We start from the raw sequence: 20,923 nt of genomic DNA, 5'->3' as shown, positions 1-20,923 counted from the left end.
CTATAACTTAGGCTAAGACTCAGTTAAAGTTAAACGTTTAGCAATAATTTGCCTAACAGTGTTTGTGTTTTTCTGGTCTGGTGGCTTGTTGATGTAAAGGATCAGCAGGGGCGAAATGTTTCACTGAAATAACCATAACTTGTCACTATGAAAGCTTCAATATTAATGATCATAAGCGCTTTGTGGTTATCGACCATTACAATGTGCTCCGTAAATAATGAGCACACTGTTTGGCTAGACCCTGCCTATATTGCAACAGACGGCTTGCAAACGATTGTAGTATGGTTCGATAATCAATATTTGGAGCATGAAGATTCTTTTTTAAAAAAGGCGGAAGAATTCAATGACAGAAAGCGGGGAGAGCTAAGGGTGGAAGTGGTGTCGGCCTTGAAGGCATTGAGCAATACGTCTTTTGATAAAGTTAAGGGCCAACTCAACGCTCTTGAAAGTGCCGAACAGGTTTTGGCTGTAAAACAGCATTGGATTATCAACGGTTTCACCTGTACGGTTACCACAGAAGGCTTGAATTCTATTAAAGCATTAGAAGGAGTAGACAAAATATTTGTGAAACGACCTCCATCCTATACCAAAAGGGAAGATATGGGGCCGGAGTTTATCGAAAGCAAACCCGTTTCTCGTTTTGACATTGAAAGTGTAGAATCCTATCCTTGGAATATTAAAAGAATCCGTGCGCCAGAAGTATGGAGTGAGTTTGGCATCACAGGAAAAGGAACACTGAATGTGGTCCATGATTCTGGGTTTAAGTTAGATATTCCAGCTTTGGCAGAGACTATTTATACCAATGACGGAGAAATACCCGGTAATGGTTTGGATGATGATAATAACGGCTTCATAGATGATTATCATGGTTATAATTTTGATGCAGGACTTGCCAACCTGAACGAACCCAATATTCGAAGAGGAACCAACATTCACGGAAATATGTGCGCAGCGTTGATTTCTGGGACACTTGAAACCAATACAAATCAGGCGGTAGGCATTGCCCCGGACTCACAATGGGCGCCAGTCATTGGAAGTTCAAATTTTGAACAAGCCGTTGAATGGGCGATAGAGCAAGGCGCTGATACTTATAGCATGAGTTTTTCTCAGCCCAACCTTGGTGAATTCCGAACCCATTGGAGAAAGGTACTAGAACACGGGACATTGAGCGGTGTTGTATTCATTTCAGGTGCGGGGAATTTTGCTTCAGGAGCAAGTGAGGCAGCGATTCCTGTTCAGATGCGAACGCCAGAGGATATACCCAACGTGGTGCTAGGAGTTGCCGGAGTGGGTGAAGATGGGCAACGACCAGTATTCAGTAGCCAAGGGCCAGTGGAATGGAATACTGATTACTATAAAGAGGGCACGGTAGCCAAGCCGGATTTTGCTACACTAAACTTCGAGATACCTTGCATAGATCCGGAAGGTAACTTATTGAACAAGGCCAATGGAAACTCTCTTTCTAGCCCGCATATGGCTGGTATTGTTTCGTTAATGTTCTCGGCAAATCCTGATTTACTGCCATGGAAAATCAAAGAAATTCTGATAGAGACTGCTGAAGACATAGGGGCTGAGGGCTTTGATTACCAAAGTGGGCACGGATTCGTAAATGCCTATGATGCGATAAAGGCTGTTATGAAGCGTTGATACGTTAATTCTCCCCACTAGTTTTAGCGTCTCGCTAAGACTAAAAGGCTAAGCGGATTAGATTTTATTAGTAGGGGTCGTTGCTTAGATTGAAAGAGATAATTACATTTCTGTTTTTAATATTAGATGGGGGCTCAGCGAGACGCGAAGACCAGAATTAGGGTTTGTTGGTGAAGAACACCAACAAGGGAGGCAAAATCCTCGTTGCAAACGAAGATTAGTGGGGTAAATCGTGTATTCAAGATTTTCGGATGAATCGTTATCCAACCACCAAAAACATCTGATATATTGTTTCAAACCCTTATTAGATGCTTGTTGGTGGTAGGTCATATTCTATACTTCAAGATTACAGACAGCTGGTTTGTATAAAGTTAGTAATCGCTTAATTAACGACTACCATTGCATTTACAAACAAAAGGATATGGCTAATTTCATGCACTGTTGTATGCTCTAATAATAGTAAGCTATGATTTTCTCTATCAAAATAATTTGTGCGTGATGATAATAACTATGTTCAATTATTCTAGATGATTCATCAGTGATGACAACCAAGCTAGACTGAGAACTCCTCCGTGAGTTGAGATTCTATTTCTTGATTTGCCTACATTATACGTTCTGACCTATTTGGGCCTGAGATTCTCAATAATCTGTGTATCCACCCAGAATAGATCTACATATTCATATTTGTTCGATTCCTTATTCACCCCTCAGCTTCTGTGCAGGGTTAATAGTAGCGGCTTTAAGAGTGTGATAACCAGTAGTAAGCACCGTTAATACAATAGTACCTACCAGTACAGTTGCAAATATTGTAAACCCAGGAGTTATGTGGAATTGGAAACTTTCCAGCCAACTCATCATAGAAAAATAGCCCAAGACTGACGCTGGTATGGCAGCTATAATAATGAGAATCACAAAGTCTTTGACGAGTAGTTTAATCAGGCCTTGCGTATTAGCGCCAAGCACTTTTCTAATGCTAATTTCCTTAGAACGCTGCTCAGCCGTGTAGGATGCCAAGCCCAATAATCCTAAACAAGCAATCAAGATGGTCATGCCAGAAAAGCCTAAAAATAGCTTTCCACGTACTTCGTCAGCCTCGTAACTTTCCATGAATCGCTCGTTAACAAATACATATTCAAATGCTGTGGTTGGGTATGTTCTTTCCCATGCGGCCTCGATAAAGTCGATTGTAGCTGTGATATTTCCATTGATTTTAACAATGGCAGAACCATTTATAAGGCTTGGAATGAACATCAAGGGAGTGATTGGATCGTAAAGTGACTGTTGATGGAAATCTTTCACCACACCAACCACTAGAGCAGAGGGTATAGAATCATTTCCAAACAAATTAATTTTTTTACCGATGGGGTTTGTCCAATTCATTCTTCGTACCATGGCTTCATTTACCATTACGGCTTGAGAAGAATCAGAAGGATAATCCGATGAGAAGTTTCTCCCTTCAACCACATCAACACCTAGGGTAGAAAAGAAATCATAGTCAACCCAATAAAAGTTTATTCCACGGTTGTCCATTGGCCCTTCTTCAGTTTCGATTAGATGTACACTTTTAGAATAACCATTTCCGGGAGTTGAACTCGAAGATCCGGTTCCACTTATATTGGCATTTTGGACTAATTCATTTTTAAGCACATTCCATTTCTCTGCATCTGCGGTACTTCTAAAGTCGATTTGCATCATCTGCTCTTTGTCAAAACCTAAGTCTTTGTTCCTGATAAATTGCATTTGACTATAAATAACCAAAGTGCCAATGAGCATGAAGATGGAAATGGCAAACTGTATCGTCACCAAGGATTTTCTTAATAATTTGCTTCCAGATTTTCCTGCACCTCCTTTAAGCACAGCCGCTGGCTGAAAAGAAGACAAAAAGAAAGCAGGGTAACAGCCACCTAGAAACCCTGTAACAAATACAATACCTATGACCGCCAAGATCACATTCGTGTTTAGTAATCCCTCGATAGCCAAATGAGTACCCACAATACTGTTAATAGCAGGGACAACAGCAATTATAACAAGAACACTTAAGATGAGGGATATGAGCGTAATTAGAATTGATTCAGTCAAAAATTGACCTATTAAACCACTTCTTTGGGCACCCATTACTTTTCTTAAACCCACTTCCATTGCTCGCTTGGTAGATCGTGCTGTGGCCAAGTTCATATAGTTGATGCTGGCAATAATGATAAGGAAAATTGCTATTGCAGTGAATATTTGCACATACTGAATGTTGCCAACAGGAACGGGTTCATTATCGAAATCTGAATTCAAATGGATACTTTTTAGCGGGACTGGTATCATTTTAGTCTCGATGTTAAGCGGATCAAAAATTGGATCTATGTATTTAGCAACTGTCAAATCAAGCTTGGCTTGCAACGCTTCCTGCGTTACACCTTCATTCACTAAAACATAAGAAAAAACACCCCACTGTCCCCAACCTGTATCTCCATCTGGGAAGGCAGACTTCCAAGAAATCAATGCCTCAGCAATAAGATGAGAAGCGTTAGACATGTCTTTATATACGCCTGTTACTTGCAAAGACATTTCCCTATTGACACCACTTTTAATGGTTTGACCAATTGGGTTTTCATTTTTGAATATTTTGGTGGCCATGGACTTATTGATGACAATGGAATTCGGAGCCTCCAGTGCCGTTTCAGGGTTTCCAGCTATAAATTCGTAATCAAATAATTCGAAAATCGTGGAGTCAGCAGCATAGACATTTTCTTGATAGTAGTTCACTTGATTGAAATCAAATCGCATTCCACCTTGGTCACTTAGGCCTTGCATTCGAGCGGCCTGTACTACCTCTGGATTTTCATTTTTAACCGTAAATGCAGCTTGACTTGTCATAGTTGCTGACTTGAATGAGTTATCAGGCGTAATAATGGCCGTTGAAAGCCGATAGATTCGATCACCCTTTGAATGCTGTTTATCGAAACTCGTTTCATGAAAAATGTACAGTAGAATGATAAGACTAGAGGCAATTCCAACGGTTAGCCCTATAATATTGAGGGCAGTATAGCCTGGTTGTCTCAGTAGACTTCTGAAAGCGACTTTTATATAATTTTTAAGCATGCGAGTTGTTGTTTTGTTTTACCTTATCCATTGTAAAAGCCAAATTTTTAATTTGGCAGTGTTGGTAAATAGCCTTAAACTTTCGTTAACCAAGATACGCCCTATTAGCTATATACAGTGCTACCACACGTTTTATCAATTTACAGTAATTACCAAATTCCCTTTTTTATGTCCTTGGTCAGCGTATTGATGTGCTTCCACGATCTGATCCAAATGGTAGCTTCTATCAATAACCGCTTTAAGTTGTCCTTCTTCTACAATTTTTTTCAAAATATTAAGCACTTCTGAATTCTCTGGAGAGTTTTCACCCACAATAATTTTTTTACTACTTGCTAAGGAAGCCCACAGCATAGCAAGGTTTTTTAAGGGTCTACCCACATTTAAATAAGTCCCTTTATAGTCCAGAGCCTTTTTACATATACTAAAGGGGAGTTTATCTACGGTAACAAATATGATATCGTACTTTTTTAATTGTTTAATATAATCCTGTCTCGTATAATCAATCACTTCATCAGCACCCAGGCTTTTTACCAGACTCATATTAGCCGTGCTACAAATGGCGGTAACTTTTGCGCCAAAATATTTGGCCAATTGTACGGCATAGGTACCTACACTTCCCGAAGCTCCATATATAAGCACTTTTTGACCTATATTAATTTGACCTATTGTTTTGAGATAATGAAATGCGGTTCGAGCACCGATAGGTATAGCCGCAGCTTCTTTAAAGCTAATATTAATTGGGATTAAAGCAATTGGTCCGTCTTTAGGTAAACATATGTATTCTGCATAAGCGCCAAATGTTTGTAGGGTAGCTGCGAAAACTTGATCTCCAACCTTAAATGACTTTACATTTTTACCAACAGATTCAATAACACCTGATAATTCCATTCCTAAAATACATTTTCTAGGCTTTCTAAGCCCCAATAATAATCGAGCGGGGAGCCAAATAGAGGTTGGAAGATCGAAGCTCCTCACTTTATAATCAGCGGCACTTACTGTGCTAGCATAAACTTTCACGAGTACTTCATTATCCTTTGGGACAGGTTTTTCTACTTCTTGAATTTGTAGTACTTCAGGTGGTCCATATTTTGTGCAAATTACAGCCTTCATGTTTTTTTGGTGGTTTCCACTCTAACGTTTTTCAATCCGCTTTTTAAAAACTTGATTACCATTGGTTTAATCAGCCATAAGGGCATTCCTTTCGGGTCAAATTGTACGCTGTTAACTGCTTGGGTAGCATAACTAGATGTGGGGGCGAAACCCCAAGAGCCTCTGAACGTCTCCACTCGGCTTAGTTTTTTAAAAGGAGGAACTGGATTCACCTCCCATGCTTCATGCCATGTTACTCCTGTGGTTCCGCCTTCATTATTGGAAAAGACGTACATGACACTCATTTCAGTGTCTTTCAATGGGAGAGGTTCATTGTGAATGACGTAGGTTAAGAGACTGTCATTTGACTCACTGACGATTTCATAAGTTGGATATTTCTTGTTTTTCAAATCAGCGGCTTGAGTATGAATGTCCTGTTTAAAGGCTGCAATACATGCTTTTGATGATGCCTTTATTTCTCCTTCAATCTTATATTCTGAGTAATTGGTTCCTTTGATGTTTCGGGAATAGATAGTCCATTTTTCATCTTCACTATCTCGACTTGTTTTAATATCCTTCCATTGAAAAGCACTCGATTCTTTATTATTCTTATTTCTTAATCGAACCGCATGGTGTGTTGAACAACTTGAAAATGTTAAGGAAGCAATTACCAGAATAGTAGTGTAAACCGACAATATTGATAGCTTGTGCCGGTAGATCTTAACTTTTCTCATACTTCATTGTCTTAATTCTGATGTTTATACAGCAAAATTAAGTGGTATGAATTTTTTACACATTCACTTAAGTTAATGGGCATTGTTTCTTCTCAGTTTCACGGACGAGATTAGATTTCCGAATCAATGAAAAGGATATCTTTGATTATACCAAGGAGGCTTTCGAAAGTCAACCAAGAATCATTTGCGGACTACTTTTTCTGGTCTAAGATTCTTTTACGAATTCTACTTAATGATTGTGGTTTAATTCCAAGGTAACTAGCTACCTGGTGGTGGGGGACTCTCTCTAGGAGGTGAGATTTTGTTTCAAGTAAATTCAGGTACCTTTCTTCTGGTGACGAAGAAATAAAATGATTCCATTCCTCTTTTGATTTGTTTAACTTATCGATAGCAATTTCTTGAAATACATCATTAAGTCGAGGAAGTAAGGCACGTACCTCTTCTTCATAACTCTTATTACTAACGGTTAAAATACAATCCTCTGTACATTCCCAATAATATTTGGAGGGTTTACTGTCAATGGAATGAGGTGTAAATGTATCGCCTTCCATAAAGAAAGCCGTAGATTTTTCTTCTCCATCTTTTATTATATACTCTCTAACACAACCCTCAACTACCATGAAGCACTTTGTTGGAACTTGTCCTTCTCTTAACAACAGTGTCCCTTTTTTAAACTCATGTACAATAGTCTTTTCAACAAGGGTTTCAATTTCTTCTTTGTTCAGTATTTTGAATTTACTGATCATTGTTCTAATTTTTTCTTTTAAACCCACTCAATCATGTTTTTAATTACGCACAACATTGGCTAACGCTCACTTTAAAGTTAGTCGTTTAGAGACAATTATCTAATGGTGTTGGTGTTTTCACCTCTAGGTGGCTTGTTGGTGAAAAACACCAACAAGGGCGGAATTCCGTATGTAACAATTGAGTTCTGCTATTCGATACTAATTTTTTCATTCTCTTAGTTGAAAAAGAATATCCATTATTTCAATAGTTGGAGCTTCATTAATCTCATAGGCTTCAGGAATACTTTTGGCTAAATCAGATTGTCGATAGGATTGCAGTGATTCTGGAGAATCCCAAACATAAATGCCTCCATATTCACCAGATTGATCAGTCTTTACATAGTATTTTTGAAGGAGCCCTGGGATAGCTTGAAACTGAGGTTCTCTTTCCTTTGCTCTTTTCAATAATTCTTCTTCAGGAAGATTGGATTTCAATTTTATCATTTGTAAGATCATGGTGGAGAATTTAATTGTTTATAACGGTTTGTGTATGAGTTGTAACGGGTTTTTTCTCACGAACCTTTCGGTTTTGCGCTGACCATTGTTAGCAAATGTTTTATTCTATTTTTGTATTGAAGAGTACATCAGCGTTTACCCAATAAACTTCCCCTTTTTCAACACCTGCCCATCCCTTTTTTTTAGGGTTATTATATCTTCTGGAGTAGATGAAATATTTCCCGTCAGAAGACATATATGGACAATAATAGCGCCAGTTGCTTTCATATTTTAATGGTATTTCTTTCGGTTTTGTCCATTCACCATTATCATTAAACGTCATTTGAAATTTACCTTGTCCGTTAGTAATGGCATATCGTTCATCTGGTGAAACATAAGTTATTAGTTCCTTTTTCTCTGTCTTAGTGTCTATAATAACAGGTGTTTCAAATTTTTCATTTCCTAAATATTGTGCACGATAAGTGTTCATTCCTCCTGTAGCACTTGGTCTATTTGAGCGGAAATATAAACTCCCATCCGCTGTAACAACAGGATATGTTTCTAAATATTCGGTGGAAACCAAAAAATCCACTTTAGAGGCTAATTCCCATTTACCGTCCACTTTTTTACTTTCATAAATATCTGGTGGTATCGCGTAAAGTTCTTCTCGAGTAACATCATTTTTATAAAGCTTAGGGTCTACACCGAGAAAATATATTGTCTTTCCATCTTTGGTAATTGTGGGGTCACAAGCAACTGAAACTAAGACATTATCGTCATACATTTTAATGGGTTTAATATCAGACCACTTGCCATTAATTAATTCAGAATGGTGAATAACAAAGCTGTTGTCCACAATTCTTGAAAAGAACATTTCTGTATTGTCATAATTAAAAACCACATTAAGTTCGATATTGGCAGTATTAACAATTGATGGTGCAAATAACTTAGGAATTGTAGAAGGAGGTTCTTGATCAAAGTATGAAATAGTGTTGTTTTTACAACTAAAAAAGGTTACTAAGATTAAGAAAATCGATAAAAATTTATTCATCTTGGTTTTATATGTTTGCTAACGTTATGTGACGCGCACTATGATTTGTGAGTTTTTAAGCCTATTGAGAATACTCACCCCGCTAGTCTTAGTTTTTCGCTAAGACCAGAACGAGCAAACCCAAATACCTTTCGGTGACTGATTTTTTGATAATTTTTTCATATCTCAACCGTCTTCTTTGCTACCATAAAATAACTGGTAGCTCCTTTAAATATTTTTTCTGTGTGAATGGTATGAAAATTTCCATTTGCCATTAAATTATCTAATTCAGAACTTTTATGTCTTCTGATAGCTATGGGAATTATTCCGATTTTACACAATACTTGAACAAGTAGAATCTGAGTTCTAACTAAAAAAGACATTTTATCCCGTAAGCAAGGGGTTATAGATATAAATAAGCCGTCAGGTTTTAATAATTCATGTATTCTCTGCATAACAACCTGGGGGGTAGGAACAGTGTGCAACATGTTGAAAGCTAGAATTGTATCAAATGATTCCTTGCCGAAACGTTTATCAAAGATATCTGTTTGTTTGAAATTTACATTTTCAACTTTATTGAAGAATGCTTTCTCTTTTGCAATTTCAATCATTTTTGATGAGATATCTATAGCATGAATCTCTTTGACTTGATTGGCGAGTTCACAGGATGTTGTACCAGTGCCACAACCATAGTCCAAAACAATATTACCGCTCTTAAGAAATTTTTTAGTTTTTTCCCTGGACTTAGTGTGAATGTATTCAAAACGCTCTTCTGTTTTATCATAATTTTTTGAAGCCATATCCCAGAATTCTTTCGACTTATTCATTCTTTGTGTCATTTTTATTTAGTCTAGCCAGTTTTGTTAATGCTGCTTTTGTATTATTAGCATCTATTTTAGTTTCAATCATTAATTAGTGATATGATTTGTGCGGTTGCGACTTGAGCTTCTTTTAATTTATTTAATAGAATCCAGACATGAAACATCTTAGGGTACTCAAAGTAATTTATAGAAACACCAGAGGTTTTAGCATTCTCTTTTAATTTCCTAGCATCTGCTAAAAGTAAATCATGCGTTCCGACAAAAATTGAAAGTTGTGGTAAGTCTGCTAGGTCACCATAGATGGGGCTTACTTTATAATTATCCAGTTTCGTTTGACCTGCGTATCCTATCCCGGCCATTTGAAGCCCTTTTATGCCTAGTATTTTATCCTTTTCATCAACGGCCAAAATATCTTGATTGCTCATGGATACATCTAACCATGGAGCGAGTAATATTAATTGTGAAGGTTGATGCTTTTTCTCTTCGCGCAGAAACATTGAAAACCCTAATGCCAAGCCTCCGCCTGCTGATTCTCCCATTAGAATTATATTTTCCGTACTATGTCTTGCAATTAGTTCTTCATAGATTTCATATACGAATTCATACACCTGATCGCAAGTAGCGTCAGGCGCTAAGGGGTAATCGGGTATTACTACAGTTGCATTCGTTTCCTGCATTAACCTTTCTGCAAACGACCAATTGTATTTGGAGATATTCCAATAATACGCTCCACCATGCAAATAGAGAATAACCTTTTCAGATGCTTTATTTCTTGGCTTCAAGGTCCAAGTCTGTCTTCCTTTTTTTGTAGTTTCAGTTACATCCAAATTCTTTTTTATTGATTTGGATAACTTGGCAGGCTTTTGATCTACCTTATTCTTACTGATTTTTTTCTCAAGAATGTTTTTTGCGCCAAAAATGGCGGCTGCTTTTTGAATAAACTGAGATTTGAAACTTTCTTTTTCAGCATGAATATAGATTTGAGAAGAATCTATCATTTGTTGTGCCCTTGCCTGATTGGAGGAACCTAGACTCATTGATAAAGTGATTAGTAATAAAATAAAAAATCGAATAATTTTCTGAATTACTTTTTTCATTAATACTTACAAAAGTAATTGGCATAAGTTTTTTAAACATTCACTAAAGTTAATGTGGACGTTATTTTTTCTGGTCTAATCATCTTTTTCGAATTCTACTCAAGGTTGTGGTTTCATACCCAGATAACTGGAAATTTGATGATGAGGTATTAAACCGTGGGCTATAGGAATGAACGTTTAGATCAATGGTTTCAACCATTTTATAGGCTATAACACTCAGTCGCCTCACTAGTCTTAGCGTCTCGCTAAGACTAAAAGACAAAGCTGATTACATTTTAATTATTAGGGGTGGGCTTAAATCCTCGTTGCAAACGAAGATTAGTGGGGCGGCTTGTTGGTGAAGAACACCAACAAGGGCGGAAAAAAGACAAAGCTGATTAGATTTCAGTAGTGGGGGTGGTTACTTAGATTGTAAGGGCTAATTACATTTCTGTTTTTAATATTAGATGGGGTCTCAGCGAGACGCGAAGACCAGAGGGAGGGTTGGTATTTATAACCTTTAAAAATAGGCGCTAATATTGATTAGTCCGCTAATTTCTTTTTTAAGAAACGGATTACACCTCCTAAAACAGGAATGTTTTCATAGAATAATTCTCCTGCGTCAAAGTAATCTCTTTGGCTAATTATCTTTTCTTCAATTGTCAGTACGGAAATCCCAGATGCTTTAACGCTTTTATTAGGTCTTTTTAATTTAAGGTGCATTTCCCAACTCAAATAGGCCTTATTATCAATGGTAGATTCATCTATAAATTGAAATGAACCTTCAGTTAGATTATCATTTAATTTCTTGAAGTACTCACTGAGTTTTTCAATTCCATTTATTTCGTGAATGGGGTCTTTAAATACTACGTTTTTTGAATAGATGGCTTCTAAAATAGTATCGTTATCGAACTCCATTTGGGCAAAGTAATCTTTGAATTTTTTAAGGGTTGTATTATTCATATTGAGCATCGTTAATGAATTCCAACGTTATGAACACACCACTTTTGTGACGCTTATAACTCATGTAATTTATTAAAAATACTTTCATCATCTAAATGGAGCAGACTATGGGGGTGTTCTGATGACTATATTGTTTTTCAACTTAAGGGGCTTGTTGGTGAAGAATACCAATGGAATGCTCGGTCTATCAGTAGAAACCGTTAAAACGGTTGAAATTGGTAGGGGAGCACATAGCCCACGGTTTAAACCGTGGGCTATAGGAATGAATGTTTTGATCAATGGTTTTAACCATTTTATAGGCTACTGCACTCACCCAGTCGCTCGGTTGTGTCGAGTGACGTCTGCTTTATAAAGTGTTAGTCTTTATGTAGGGGAGCTAATCCTCGTTAAAAACTAGGATTAGTGAGGATTCATTTTGGTTATAAATTCTATATGATTTCGAAGGTCCTTACGGTAAAATCTTCTAGAGAAAAGAAAACCGATGATGAATAATAACCCCGAGAAAGGTAAAGTGAGCCAAGCAACTTCTCTCCACCCTTCTGATAAGAGTATATAGAGAAAAAATCCATTGCAGAGTACTGGAATGACCAGTGATGTTATGGGGGTTACAAAACGTAATTGGATTTGTCTATCACTCACCTTGCCCATCATATTCAAAAGAATGACTCTGTTCCATGCATCATGGACTATAGGATATATGATAAATTCTTGGTCAGTAATATTCACCTCTCCACTAACAAATATTTTACTGCCTGGGCTGCTATTTGACGGGGCTTTGATTAAATATTGGTGGATTGAATTACAAAATTCTTCAGGACTGAGGTTGCCCAGTTCCAATGTTTCCGTTTTCAATGTGATCGAAGGTATCTTCAAATGATGGTTATGGATTAGTGTAACAAGCGTTTAATGCATTTTTACATTGTGTTGTGTGTTCGTTTTTTTATTTTCTTCACTACTAAAGTCATTATGAAAATAGAAATTAACATTCCTATAAAGTATTCAAAAGACCAGTAAAGGGAGTCATTCCATTCTAATGTCCGTAAAATTAAATCTGGTGTCAAGATTCCAATATAGCTTCCAATTATCTCATATAAATCAGTCAACATGAATATTAGAACAAATATCGCAGATGATAATAGTCCTTTCTTATTGTCATAGCTTAGATATTGTTTTGACAAAAGGAAATAGATCCCAAAGGATAATATGTCTAAGAGTATTTGATACTTGAATTTTAAAAAGCATCCAACAACTGTGCATCTGTAAAAATCTGAGTATTCCTAATTATTCAAGCCTAATTGTACAAGATAGCTTTCTGTATACGTCCTAATAAAGACTAATACAATTATGACTATTAATAATATTGGTTTTTTTATTCTCATTTACTTCAATCACGCACAGCCTTGTGTACACACCACTTTTGTGACGCTTATAACTCATGTAATTTATTAAAAATACTTTCATCATCTAAATGGAGTAGGCTATGAGGGTGTTCTGATGACTATTGTGTTTTTCAACTTAGGTGGCCTGTTGGTGAAGAATACCAATGGAATGCTCGGTCTATCAGTAGAAACCGTTAAAACGGTTGAAATTGGTAGGGGAGCACATAGCCCACGGTTTAAACCGTGGGCTATAGGAATGAATGTTTTGATCAATGGTTTTAACCATTTTTAGGCTATTACTCTCAGTCCCCCACTAGTCTTAGCGTCTCGCTAAGACTAGAAGACCAAGCTGATTAAATTTTTTAGTAGCAGTGGTTACTCAGATTGAAAGAGACAATTACAATCATAATATTAGATGGGGGCTCAGCGAGACGCTAAGACCAGAGGGAGGCGCACCGTGGGCTTATGGCTCACGGCCTTCTACTCGATTGTGCTTTCGTTATTTTTTAATCCCTCTTATTTTGTTTATTCCACTCCAAAAGTCTCACGAACTTTCACTTATCATTAATCTCAGTTTTCATTTCAATTAGACTTCTTTTCAAATTTCTTTTTCTTTGTTCTCTTCCAAAGTAACCATGCAACAATATTAATAAATAACATACTTGATAGCGATGGGACTATGGCCGTCACTCCTGTTTCTTTACCCCAAGTCAAACTCACAAATATTTTAAGAAGTGTTCCTATGTTAAATACTAGTAAGCCGTACCACATGTTTCGTCTATAGAATGCATAAAAAAGTCCAAACAAAAAAGCTAATACACCTGCTATTAAGACTACTAAAGGAACTATAGAATCTCCATTAAAAAATAATTTGTTTTCCCACTCTAGGTATGCTTGTACACTTTCAGACACTTGTTGTGGGGCAGAAAACCAGAATAAACTTGCAAACATGAGAGCCATCCACGCTCCTGTGTGCCATAACTTATGATGATATGCGAAGTAGCAGGCAGGAATAATAAAAAGAGGACGAGAATACCAAGAAAATAAATTTTGATGTCTATCCCAAATCCAATTTCCAATATCTAGTCCTTGTATGTAGGCTTGTCCTATAAGAAAGAAAGAATAAAAAAAGAGAATAGATAAAATCACATTTGAAATTAAATTCTGCTTATTCATTAATAGATTCAAGTATGTTTTCATAAGTAGTTGTTAATCGATACTCATTATTGTCCGTTAGCTCCATTTTTTATTCTGCTTTTTCCAAAACCAAATCCACTAATCATATTTGTCTCCCAAGTTCCTTACAGAAAATATGGAAGTCCATTTACAATTGTTAAGTAGGAAGGTTTATTGTACCCTAATGAAGCACAACGGTTTGCATATGGCTTGTGGCGGTTTCGAAGCACTTTCCTATCCACCGAAACCCAAGTTTGCTACGGAGCGAAAACCTTGGTGGTAGCCGTTCACCCGCCATGAGCTATATGCTTTGTGTGTGCCTTGAATGGTAAATATAGTTAATGGAGTGAAAGTCTCCTATGCGCCTGTCGAGAGGAAGCATTAGTAAGCTGCAAGGGTGGTAACTGTGAAGTTACATCTGGAGTAAGCAGGACTACAAATGGCTGAACTAACGAACAGGAACCTGATACAGAGGCATGTTGTACAGGGTGAACAAGCACATCTTTGTGAAGCCCAGTCTCGATGGATATGGACAGCATGTAGATCAGGTAGTGTTAGCCGGAAAGCAATTTACCTTACCGAGGGAGATCTCCTGATGTCGAGAACATTAAGGAGAAGTCAGCAGAGGCCATAGTAGTCAATGGGACATGAGCTGTAAGGACTACAGAGTTCTCACGAATTGACGAAGGGCTGAACGTATTGTGAAGTAAAAATTCGTATAGGAATCATATGATAGCCTATACTTAAAAGTAGCGGAAAGGGATAGTTGGTGTAAAGAGCAATTATTCTATGCTTTACGAACCGCCTGTTACGAGACCCGTACGGCAGGTGGTGTGAGAGGCGCACCTCGTCAGTTACAACTGGCGAGGCCGTCTACTCGATTAGGTGTAGTTTTTTATTTCATTCGTTGGTAACAATCTAGAATCTTCTAACGCTGCTGTTCTGTGTCCCGCTTTTTTAAGATAATCTTGGTTTTGGGCGAATTCCATAAATTTCAAAACAGACTCGTGTTCTACCAACAAAACCGCATCCCATTTTTCCGAGTCAGGTCCAATCAGAAAGTTTCGGCTCTTTCCAAAATAGATAATTCGGCTTCCAGCTTTCTCTAATTCGGGTAGAGTGCTGTCCATATATAATTGATAGGCTTCTTCTCCACTGATGTTTTTAGTAGGTTTTAATTCTTCTAAATTTGTATAGTCAGCCGTTTCTCTAAATTTCAGTAAGTTCAACATCACTACCTTTCCTTTGTCGTGGAAGTTTTGATAAAATTCTTTTCCCGCTTCAGGACTTGCATCAATGTGTTTGCTCATATTTTCTTCAATTTCGGATTGTTATTTTAAATTACACCTAACGGTTTGTGTATGAAACGTAGCGTGTAAAAAGACACTAACTTTTCGGATAAACACAGAGCCAAATTTTTATATTTTGTTTTTAACTTTTCTCTTTTTAAAAGCCAAATTAAAAATTTGGCGGACTTTATAAATAAGCACAAACCTTTCGGTTAAGCATTTATTAGCTATGTTTTATACACCGTGTTGTACACAGTTATTACTTATAATAATCTTTTTTCCTAAACCGATAGTCCAAAAGTATTTTGCTTTTTCTTTGTCTTCCAAAACCCATTCTTCATTATCGGAATAATCTCCGTTTTCTTTCATTTCAGATATCATTTCCTCAATATCAACTTCACAAGAATCTCTAAAAATCCCTATCGAAGATTCAAGAAAAGCATAACAGTAAGGTTCCTCAGTTGTATCAATTTCACCTACATTATTTTTAGTCAAAATTTCAATTAAACTATGACTATCAGTCTTGAAAGGATTAATTCCATATAACTTAATTTCTGTTTTTTCAGGGAAAGGACCATAAATGAATTCAATAAATTCTATTTTTTCTGAGTTATCTAAGTCAATTCTAAGTTCCCAATCATCATAGAATAGTTGTTTGTCAGTTCCGCTTGAAGCTTTGCCAAATTTTTGAATTAATTCAGTTTTAGAAGTTCCCAATTCCAAAATTTCTTTATTCTCAAATTCTATTCCTTTTAATGGATGTAAAATAATTTTCTTCAAATTCTATGAGTTTTTCTAATTGTGTACAACGTTGGCTATCACTCACTTTAAAGTTAACCGTTTAGTAATAAATAATGTGCTAATCTTCAACAAAAAGGCCCGTCCCTTCTATCAGAAGAAACGGGATTTAATCCTTTTTACTTAATATCAATTACAAAGTACTCACTACTCCTTCACCGCCTTTTCAAAAGCGGCTGTGCCGCCTACAATAGGAATAGAAATGCTAGTACCGTCTAAATCAACGGTGAGTTCGGTGCCTGGGGCTGGCCAAAGCGTAAACTCACGGTCGGAAGACATAATCATGACGCCAATCTGTTGTCCAGCGGCAATAATTTGGTCGTCTGGTTGCAATTCAAAAGACATTTCGTAGAACTTGCCCGGTACCAAAGGCTCGCTTTCTCTTAATGATTTATAGTTCTGAGGATCGGCCCAACCACGGGTAATCAGGTTGTCGGTAATTTTAGAATTTCTACCTTCCGTCCATGGCAAAGAAACCAACCAAACCGAGAGGTTGGCGGCTGGTTTACTGCTCGCTAGTTTAATGGAAACCTTCACTTTTCCAGAAATATGCACTGGGGCAGTAAGCACTGGAGAAACATAGAGCAATCTATGTTCGGTGACTTCAGCTTGGGCTAAAGTGGCACCAGAGAAAGAGTAATTATCTACTAAAGTCTCTTTGCCTTGATTAGCCGAACGTTTTGTGCTGATGCCACCTGCTTTCGGAGCACCTTTGGACAAGAAGAACTGCACAGGTTTGGCTTCTGGATTTGGGTAATCGGCATAAGCAGTGGGCTTGTCATTGGGGTCGTTTTCTCTCACAATCCAAGCTTTCGCATCATTCTCGACTCCATTTTGAACGCCATGTAAATAGCGCGTAAACCAACGGTTCATCATCGACATTGGGGGAGGGCCACCATGTCCGCCTTGGTGGTAATATATTTGAGTAGGAATGCCTTTTGCCTTGGCGGCTTCAGAAATACGTAAGCTATGCTCTGGCACCACGTTCCAATCGTTAAAACCATGCGACATCAAGAGCGCAGCCTTCATCGGCCCCATATCATTCAAGTAATCACGGCCTGCCCAAAAATCATTGTAATCGCCCGTGATCCTGTCCATGCCGTTTTTCATTTCCGTGTCTCTTACGGTCTTATTGTTATAAGCACGTTTCGATTCGTCACCGCTGTGAATAAAATCATAAAGCACATCAATGTCTTCGCCCAAATAGCCTCCCGGAGACCTGATCAAACCATTTGATCTATAATAATGGTAGTAGGAGGTGTTCGGTGCAATAGGAATAATGGCTTCCAAACCTTCAACCCCCGTAGTAGCGGCTGCCAATGGCAATGTTCCATTGTAGGAAGTACCCGTCATGCCCACTTTTCCGGTGCTCCAAAATGCTTTTACTTCTTCATTTCCATCTGGGCTGGTGTAGCCTTTTGCTCTTCCGTTCAGCCAGTCTATCACTGCTTTTGGGGCTAAGGATTCATTGTCGCCACCCACGGTAGGAGAGCCCTGAGAAAGCCCTGTGCCCGGTGAGGAAGAATGCACCACGATATAGCCGCGTGGCACCCATGTTTTGATCTGAGAGTTTGAAATGATTGGTCGCTCGCCTCTGCGCGTTACCGTAGGGTTTACCCTTGCAGGTGGGGTGGCACCCAATTCGTGTTTCACGTTCCATAAAACACCGTCAGCCAAAGAAGCGGTTCCCGCAAAATAAGGACTCGATTCGTAGACAATCGGCAGTTTCAAACCTTCAGTATCGGTTTGGAACGGACGGGTGACATCCACGTGCATGCGGTCTGGTTTGCCATCTCCATCCGTGTCAAATTCAGTTTCAACCCAAAGGTCATGTCGAATCCATTTTTCAGGATCGTTGAAGGCGGGAACAATCTGTGCTTCGCCATTTTCGAATACAGGAACGGCCTTTTGTGCATTGGCCATGGGTAAAAAGCCCAAAAAGAGCAGCGCAAAGCAAGCCGCTATATTCAGTACCGATGATTTTTTCATAAGCGTTTCTTTAGTAGAATAGAATCAAATGCGCCCAAGCTAATGGGACGATGACAGGAAGATAGACGAAGCCCGTCAATAAGACAAATCATACTCCTTATTTAGCCTCTATGAAGATTAGGTTGAGGCTTTTGAATACAGCTTTTTGGCGCGTTGCAGATCCACTAGTCTTAGCGTCTCGCTAAGACTAAAATACAAAGCTTATTAGATTTTATTAGTAGGGGTGGGCTTAAATCCTCGTTGCAAACGAAGATTAGTGGGTGCGGTTGCTTAGGTTGAAAGAGATAATTTAATATTAGGTGGGGTCTCAGCGAGACGCTAAGACCAGTGTGAGCCCTTATTTAGCCTCTATGAAGATTAGGTTGAGGCTTTTGAATACAGTTTTTTGGCGCGTTGCACATCCGTTTTACCGGCCTCATCTATGGCCAGGAAGTAATCCAATTGCCATTGCTGTGTTTTGAGGGCTTGCTTGCTCAGAGGTTTGTCCCATAAAGGATATACCCGAATGGCCCTTTTTCCTTCTTTGGAAGCACTGGAGAAAACGCCTTTTTCTACCAACACCTTTTTAGGGAAAATGAACTGCCCAATTTGATTGTCGGAACGCACATTGACGACTACAAAATCGATCTGGTCCGAAGCATCAAAAGGCTGGATGGGGCCATTGTTCAATCGTTTCCAAAGCGTAACAAACTGCCCAATTTTAGTAGGAGTGACCTTCGCGTTTCTGCTGACAATCTGTAAACCATTAAGCTGGAATGTGCAGGCTCCGTATTCTTGACTTTCCTTTTCTAGGGTGAAATGGGTCAGTTCAAAACCCAATGGCTTGTAGATATTGTCTTTAATGGTTTGGAGGTTTGGGTTAAGCATTTAACTCTATATTGACGTTGAACTTAGGGAATTAATAATATGGTTGCTTTCCAAAAATAACCGAACCATTACTTTAACGTTTTGGCGCTTGGCGCTGTGGCGGATTTTGAAGCACGAAACTGTCAATACACTACAAATGTTGATGCCAGATAGAATGTTCAATTAACCACATCACCCGCCAATGAGCCAAACGCCTGTTAGTGGCTGGGCTTTTTTGGAGTCATAATTACTACTTTTTAAGTCCGATTAAATGTTCTTTGTATTTCTTAAATTCTATGTCTTTAGGGTTGAGATGTAGTATAAAATTAATTTTACCCAATAAATGCTCTATATAATTTCTGTATTTTATGTTTTTACGTTGCATATGATCTTGAAGCCCAAACTTAATTATATAGTGCATTTCTTGTCTTAATTTGTTTCTCTTATGGAAAACAACTTGAGGCTTTTCATTAACGACAATTCCAGTAACTGTTTGTCGTTCGTTTGGCTTCATTAATTTTATTTTATCGGGGTGCAATGTCAGACCCAATTGTCTTACAGTATCTTCAACTAACTCAATCAACGTTTTTTCGTCAAAGTTTCCTGAAAAACTCAAGTCGTCAGCATATCTTGTGTATCTAATGTCGTTAGCCAAACAGTGTTTAATAATTATATCATCAGCACCTTTAAAAAAAATATTTGATAAATATGGACTAGTAGGTGCACCTTGAGGCAAACAACCGTCCCTAGTACATAGTTTAGAGAGTAGGTTTGAGATTAATGCTGAATATCCGAATGAACGAAATATTGATTCTATATTTTCTCTTTTGATTGAAGGGAAAAAATCTTTTAAATCAAGAGTTAGAACTTTAGGCTGATTCTTATGAAATTTCACATTCTCAATTAAACCTACCTTTTTTCTGTATGCCTTTGCGAAAGGACTTACCTTTTCTACTTCAAGAATATTCACTAAAATCCAATCTTGGATTTCTTTCAAACTGGGAAGAGGCTCTGAAATTTTTCGCATCTTCCCATTCTTCTTCTTTATTTCAAAGTCTCTATAAAAGTAAGGTGTATAAACAACTGCACGCTTGATGTAATCCTTTCTATAGCCAACTAAAACAGATAAATGAGAGGTGTTATAAATAACTGGAAAGCCTTTATCTAATAATGGTTTTGCGTAATTTAAGCAAAGGACAATGTTTTCCGCTGAATATCCTGATTGGGAAGCTTTAATTTCAAATTCTTGCTTATACTGTTCAAATTTCATCTCTTAAAATCGTTAATGAGTCGAGGGCAATACCCCCGACTCAGTTAGTGAATACGGGTTTAAGCGGGGTGGAGCCTCAGCGGAACCCCACTTAAACCCGAAGGCTTGAAAACCCATTCAATTACAGAGCAGTGACTCACTGCTCCGGTGTCAACCAAAGTCAACACAGTATTTTAAGAAAGAACTAAAAAGTAAGCTCGTTTTGTCTTGGTATAAATATAAAGTTTTTTTCTCTTCTATTTTTACCCAAACGGTTTTTTTCGTCTTTCTCAATCCATTCACTTTTTGTGGTTTTTTTATAAGTGATTTCTAATTGCTTTAATAATTCTAAACCCTTTGGAGTTAAAATAACTCTTTGTTTGTTGTAACTAACTAATTCATCTTTAATGGCTATTTGAGTTTGATTTGCAATTTCATTGTAATCTACTCCTTTCCTAGCAAGTCTTTTTAGGGAACCATTTCTAAAAATCACATCTAGCAGTATATAAAGATTTTCTTTTTCCATA

General features: G+C 37.7%; 18 protein-coding genes. 1 reads left to right on the top strand and 17 read right to left on the bottom strand.

Annotation, left to right across the window (positions count from 1 at the left end):
- Positions 1 to 147: 147 nt before the first annotated feature.
- Positions 148 to 1,647 (top strand): S8 family peptidase, encoded by a 1,500-nt coding sequence (locus tag AWN68_RS15445; protein WP_084362887.1) that lies wholly within the window; start codon positions 148 to 150, stop codon positions 1,645 to 1,647.
- A 696-nt stretch (positions 1,648 to 2,343) separates the two neighbouring features.
- On the opposite strand, the gene AWN68_RS15440 is transcribed toward AWN68_RS15445, so the two are convergent.
- The 17 genes from AWN68_RS15440 to AWN68_RS15360 form a co-directional block, all read right to left on the bottom strand.
- On the bottom strand, positions 2,344 to 4,737 hold the full coding sequence (locus AWN68_RS15440; RefSeq protein WP_068417610.1) for an ABC transporter permease: 2,394 nt from the start codon (positions 4,735 to 4,737) through the stop codon (positions 2,344 to 2,346).
- Positions 4,738 to 4,872: 135 nt separating this feature from the next.
- A complete protein-coding gene (locus AWN68_RS15435) occupies positions 4,873 to 5,847 on the bottom strand; it encodes an NAD(P)-dependent alcohol dehydrogenase (RefSeq protein WP_068417609.1) in 975 nt (324 codons plus the stop codon).
- Positions 5,844 to 6,560 carry an SRPBCC family protein gene (locus AWN68_RS15430; RefSeq protein ID WP_068417606.1) on the bottom strand — a complete coding sequence of 239 codons (717 nt, stop codon included), beginning with the start codon at positions 6,558 to 6,560 and terminating at the stop codon, positions 5,844 to 5,846. Before AWN68_RS15430 ends, AWN68_RS15435 begins: the two co-directional genes overlap by 4 nt.
- A gap of 191 nt (positions 6,561 to 6,751) precedes the next feature.
- A complete protein-coding gene (locus tag AWN68_RS15425; protein WP_157716263.1) occupies positions 6,752 to 7,333 on the bottom strand; it encodes a Crp/Fnr family transcriptional regulator in 582 nt (193 codons plus the stop codon).
- Positions 7,334 to 7,513: 180 nt separating this feature from the next.
- Positions 7,514 to 7,801 (bottom strand): YdhR family protein, encoded by a 288-nt coding sequence (locus AWN68_RS15420; protein ID WP_068417599.1) that lies wholly within the window; start codon positions 7,799 to 7,801, stop codon positions 7,514 to 7,516.
- A 100-nt stretch (positions 7,802 to 7,901) separates the two neighbouring features.
- Positions 7,902 to 8,831: a TolB-like translocation protein gene (locus AWN68_RS15415; RefSeq protein ID WP_068417596.1), complete on the bottom strand. Its 930-nt coding sequence runs from the start codon at positions 8,829 to 8,831 to the stop codon at positions 7,902 to 7,904.
- A gap of 158 nt (positions 8,832 to 8,989) precedes the next feature.
- On the bottom strand, positions 8,990 to 9,637 hold the full coding sequence (locus AWN68_RS15410) for a class I SAM-dependent methyltransferase (protein WP_068418537.1): 648 nt from the start codon (positions 9,635 to 9,637) through the stop codon (positions 8,990 to 8,992).
- A 74-nt stretch (positions 9,638 to 9,711) separates the two neighbouring features.
- Positions 9,712 to 10,728: an alpha/beta hydrolase gene (locus tag AWN68_RS15405; RefSeq protein WP_068417595.1), complete on the bottom strand. Its 1,017-nt coding sequence runs from the start codon at positions 10,726 to 10,728 to the stop codon at positions 9,712 to 9,714.
- 522 nt (positions 10,729 to 11,250) lie between these two features.
- Positions 11,251 to 11,670: a nuclear transport factor 2 family protein gene (locus AWN68_RS15400; RefSeq protein WP_157716260.1), complete on the bottom strand. Its 420-nt coding sequence runs from the start codon at positions 11,668 to 11,670 to the stop codon at positions 11,251 to 11,253.
- A 399-nt stretch (positions 11,671 to 12,069) separates the two neighbouring features.
- On the bottom strand, positions 12,070 to 12,543 hold the full coding sequence (locus AWN68_RS15395; protein WP_157716258.1) for a hypothetical protein: 474 nt from the start codon (positions 12,541 to 12,543) through the stop codon (positions 12,070 to 12,072).
- Between the two features lie 1,088 nt (positions 12,544 to 13,631).
- Complete coding sequence (locus AWN68_RS15390) at positions 13,632 to 14,249, bottom strand: hypothetical protein (protein WP_157716256.1); 618 nt, start codon at positions 14,247 to 14,249, stop codon at positions 13,632 to 13,634.
- A gap of 857 nt (positions 14,250 to 15,106) precedes the next feature.
- Entirely contained in the window at positions 15,107 to 15,535 is a 429-nt protein-coding gene (locus AWN68_RS15385; protein ID WP_068417581.1) for a hypothetical protein, read from the bottom strand.
- A gap of 213 nt (positions 15,536 to 15,748) precedes the next feature.
- On the bottom strand, positions 15,749 to 16,294 hold the full coding sequence (locus AWN68_RS15380; protein ID WP_068417578.1) for a hypothetical protein: 546 nt from the start codon (positions 16,292 to 16,294) through the stop codon (positions 15,749 to 15,751).
- Positions 16,295 to 16,459: 165 nt separating this feature from the next.
- Positions 16,460 to 18,301, bottom strand: coding sequence for a Xaa-Pro dipeptidyl-peptidase (locus tag AWN68_RS15375; protein ID WP_068417573.1), 1,842 nt, complete (start codon positions 18,299 to 18,301; stop codon positions 16,460 to 16,462).
- A gap of 357 nt (positions 18,302 to 18,658) precedes the next feature.
- Complete coding sequence (locus tag AWN68_RS15370; RefSeq protein WP_068417568.1) at positions 18,659 to 19,168, bottom strand: MepB family protein; 510 nt, start codon at positions 19,166 to 19,168, stop codon at positions 18,659 to 18,661.
- Positions 19,169 to 19,397: 229 nt separating this feature from the next.
- Positions 19,398 to 20,417 (bottom strand): reverse transcriptase family protein, encoded by a 1,020-nt coding sequence (locus tag AWN68_RS15365; RefSeq protein WP_068417566.1) that lies wholly within the window; start codon positions 20,415 to 20,417, stop codon positions 19,398 to 19,400.
- A gap of 184 nt (positions 20,418 to 20,601) precedes the next feature.
- Positions 20,602 to 20,922, bottom strand: a complete 321-nt coding sequence (locus AWN68_RS15360; RefSeq protein ID WP_068417563.1) for a hypothetical protein — start codon at positions 20,920 to 20,922, stop codon at positions 20,602 to 20,604.
- Position 20,923: the final 1 nt, after the last annotated feature.

Origin of the sequence: Roseivirga echinicomitans, assembly GCF_001592935.1 — a bacterium.
GTDB classification, from domain to species: Bacteria; Bacteroidota; Bacteroidia; order Cytophagales; family Cyclobacteriaceae; genus Roseivirga; species Roseivirga echinicomitans.
The sequence above is the reverse complement of the archived record's forward strand: the minus strand, read 5'-3'. Positions and strand labels throughout refer to the sequence as shown.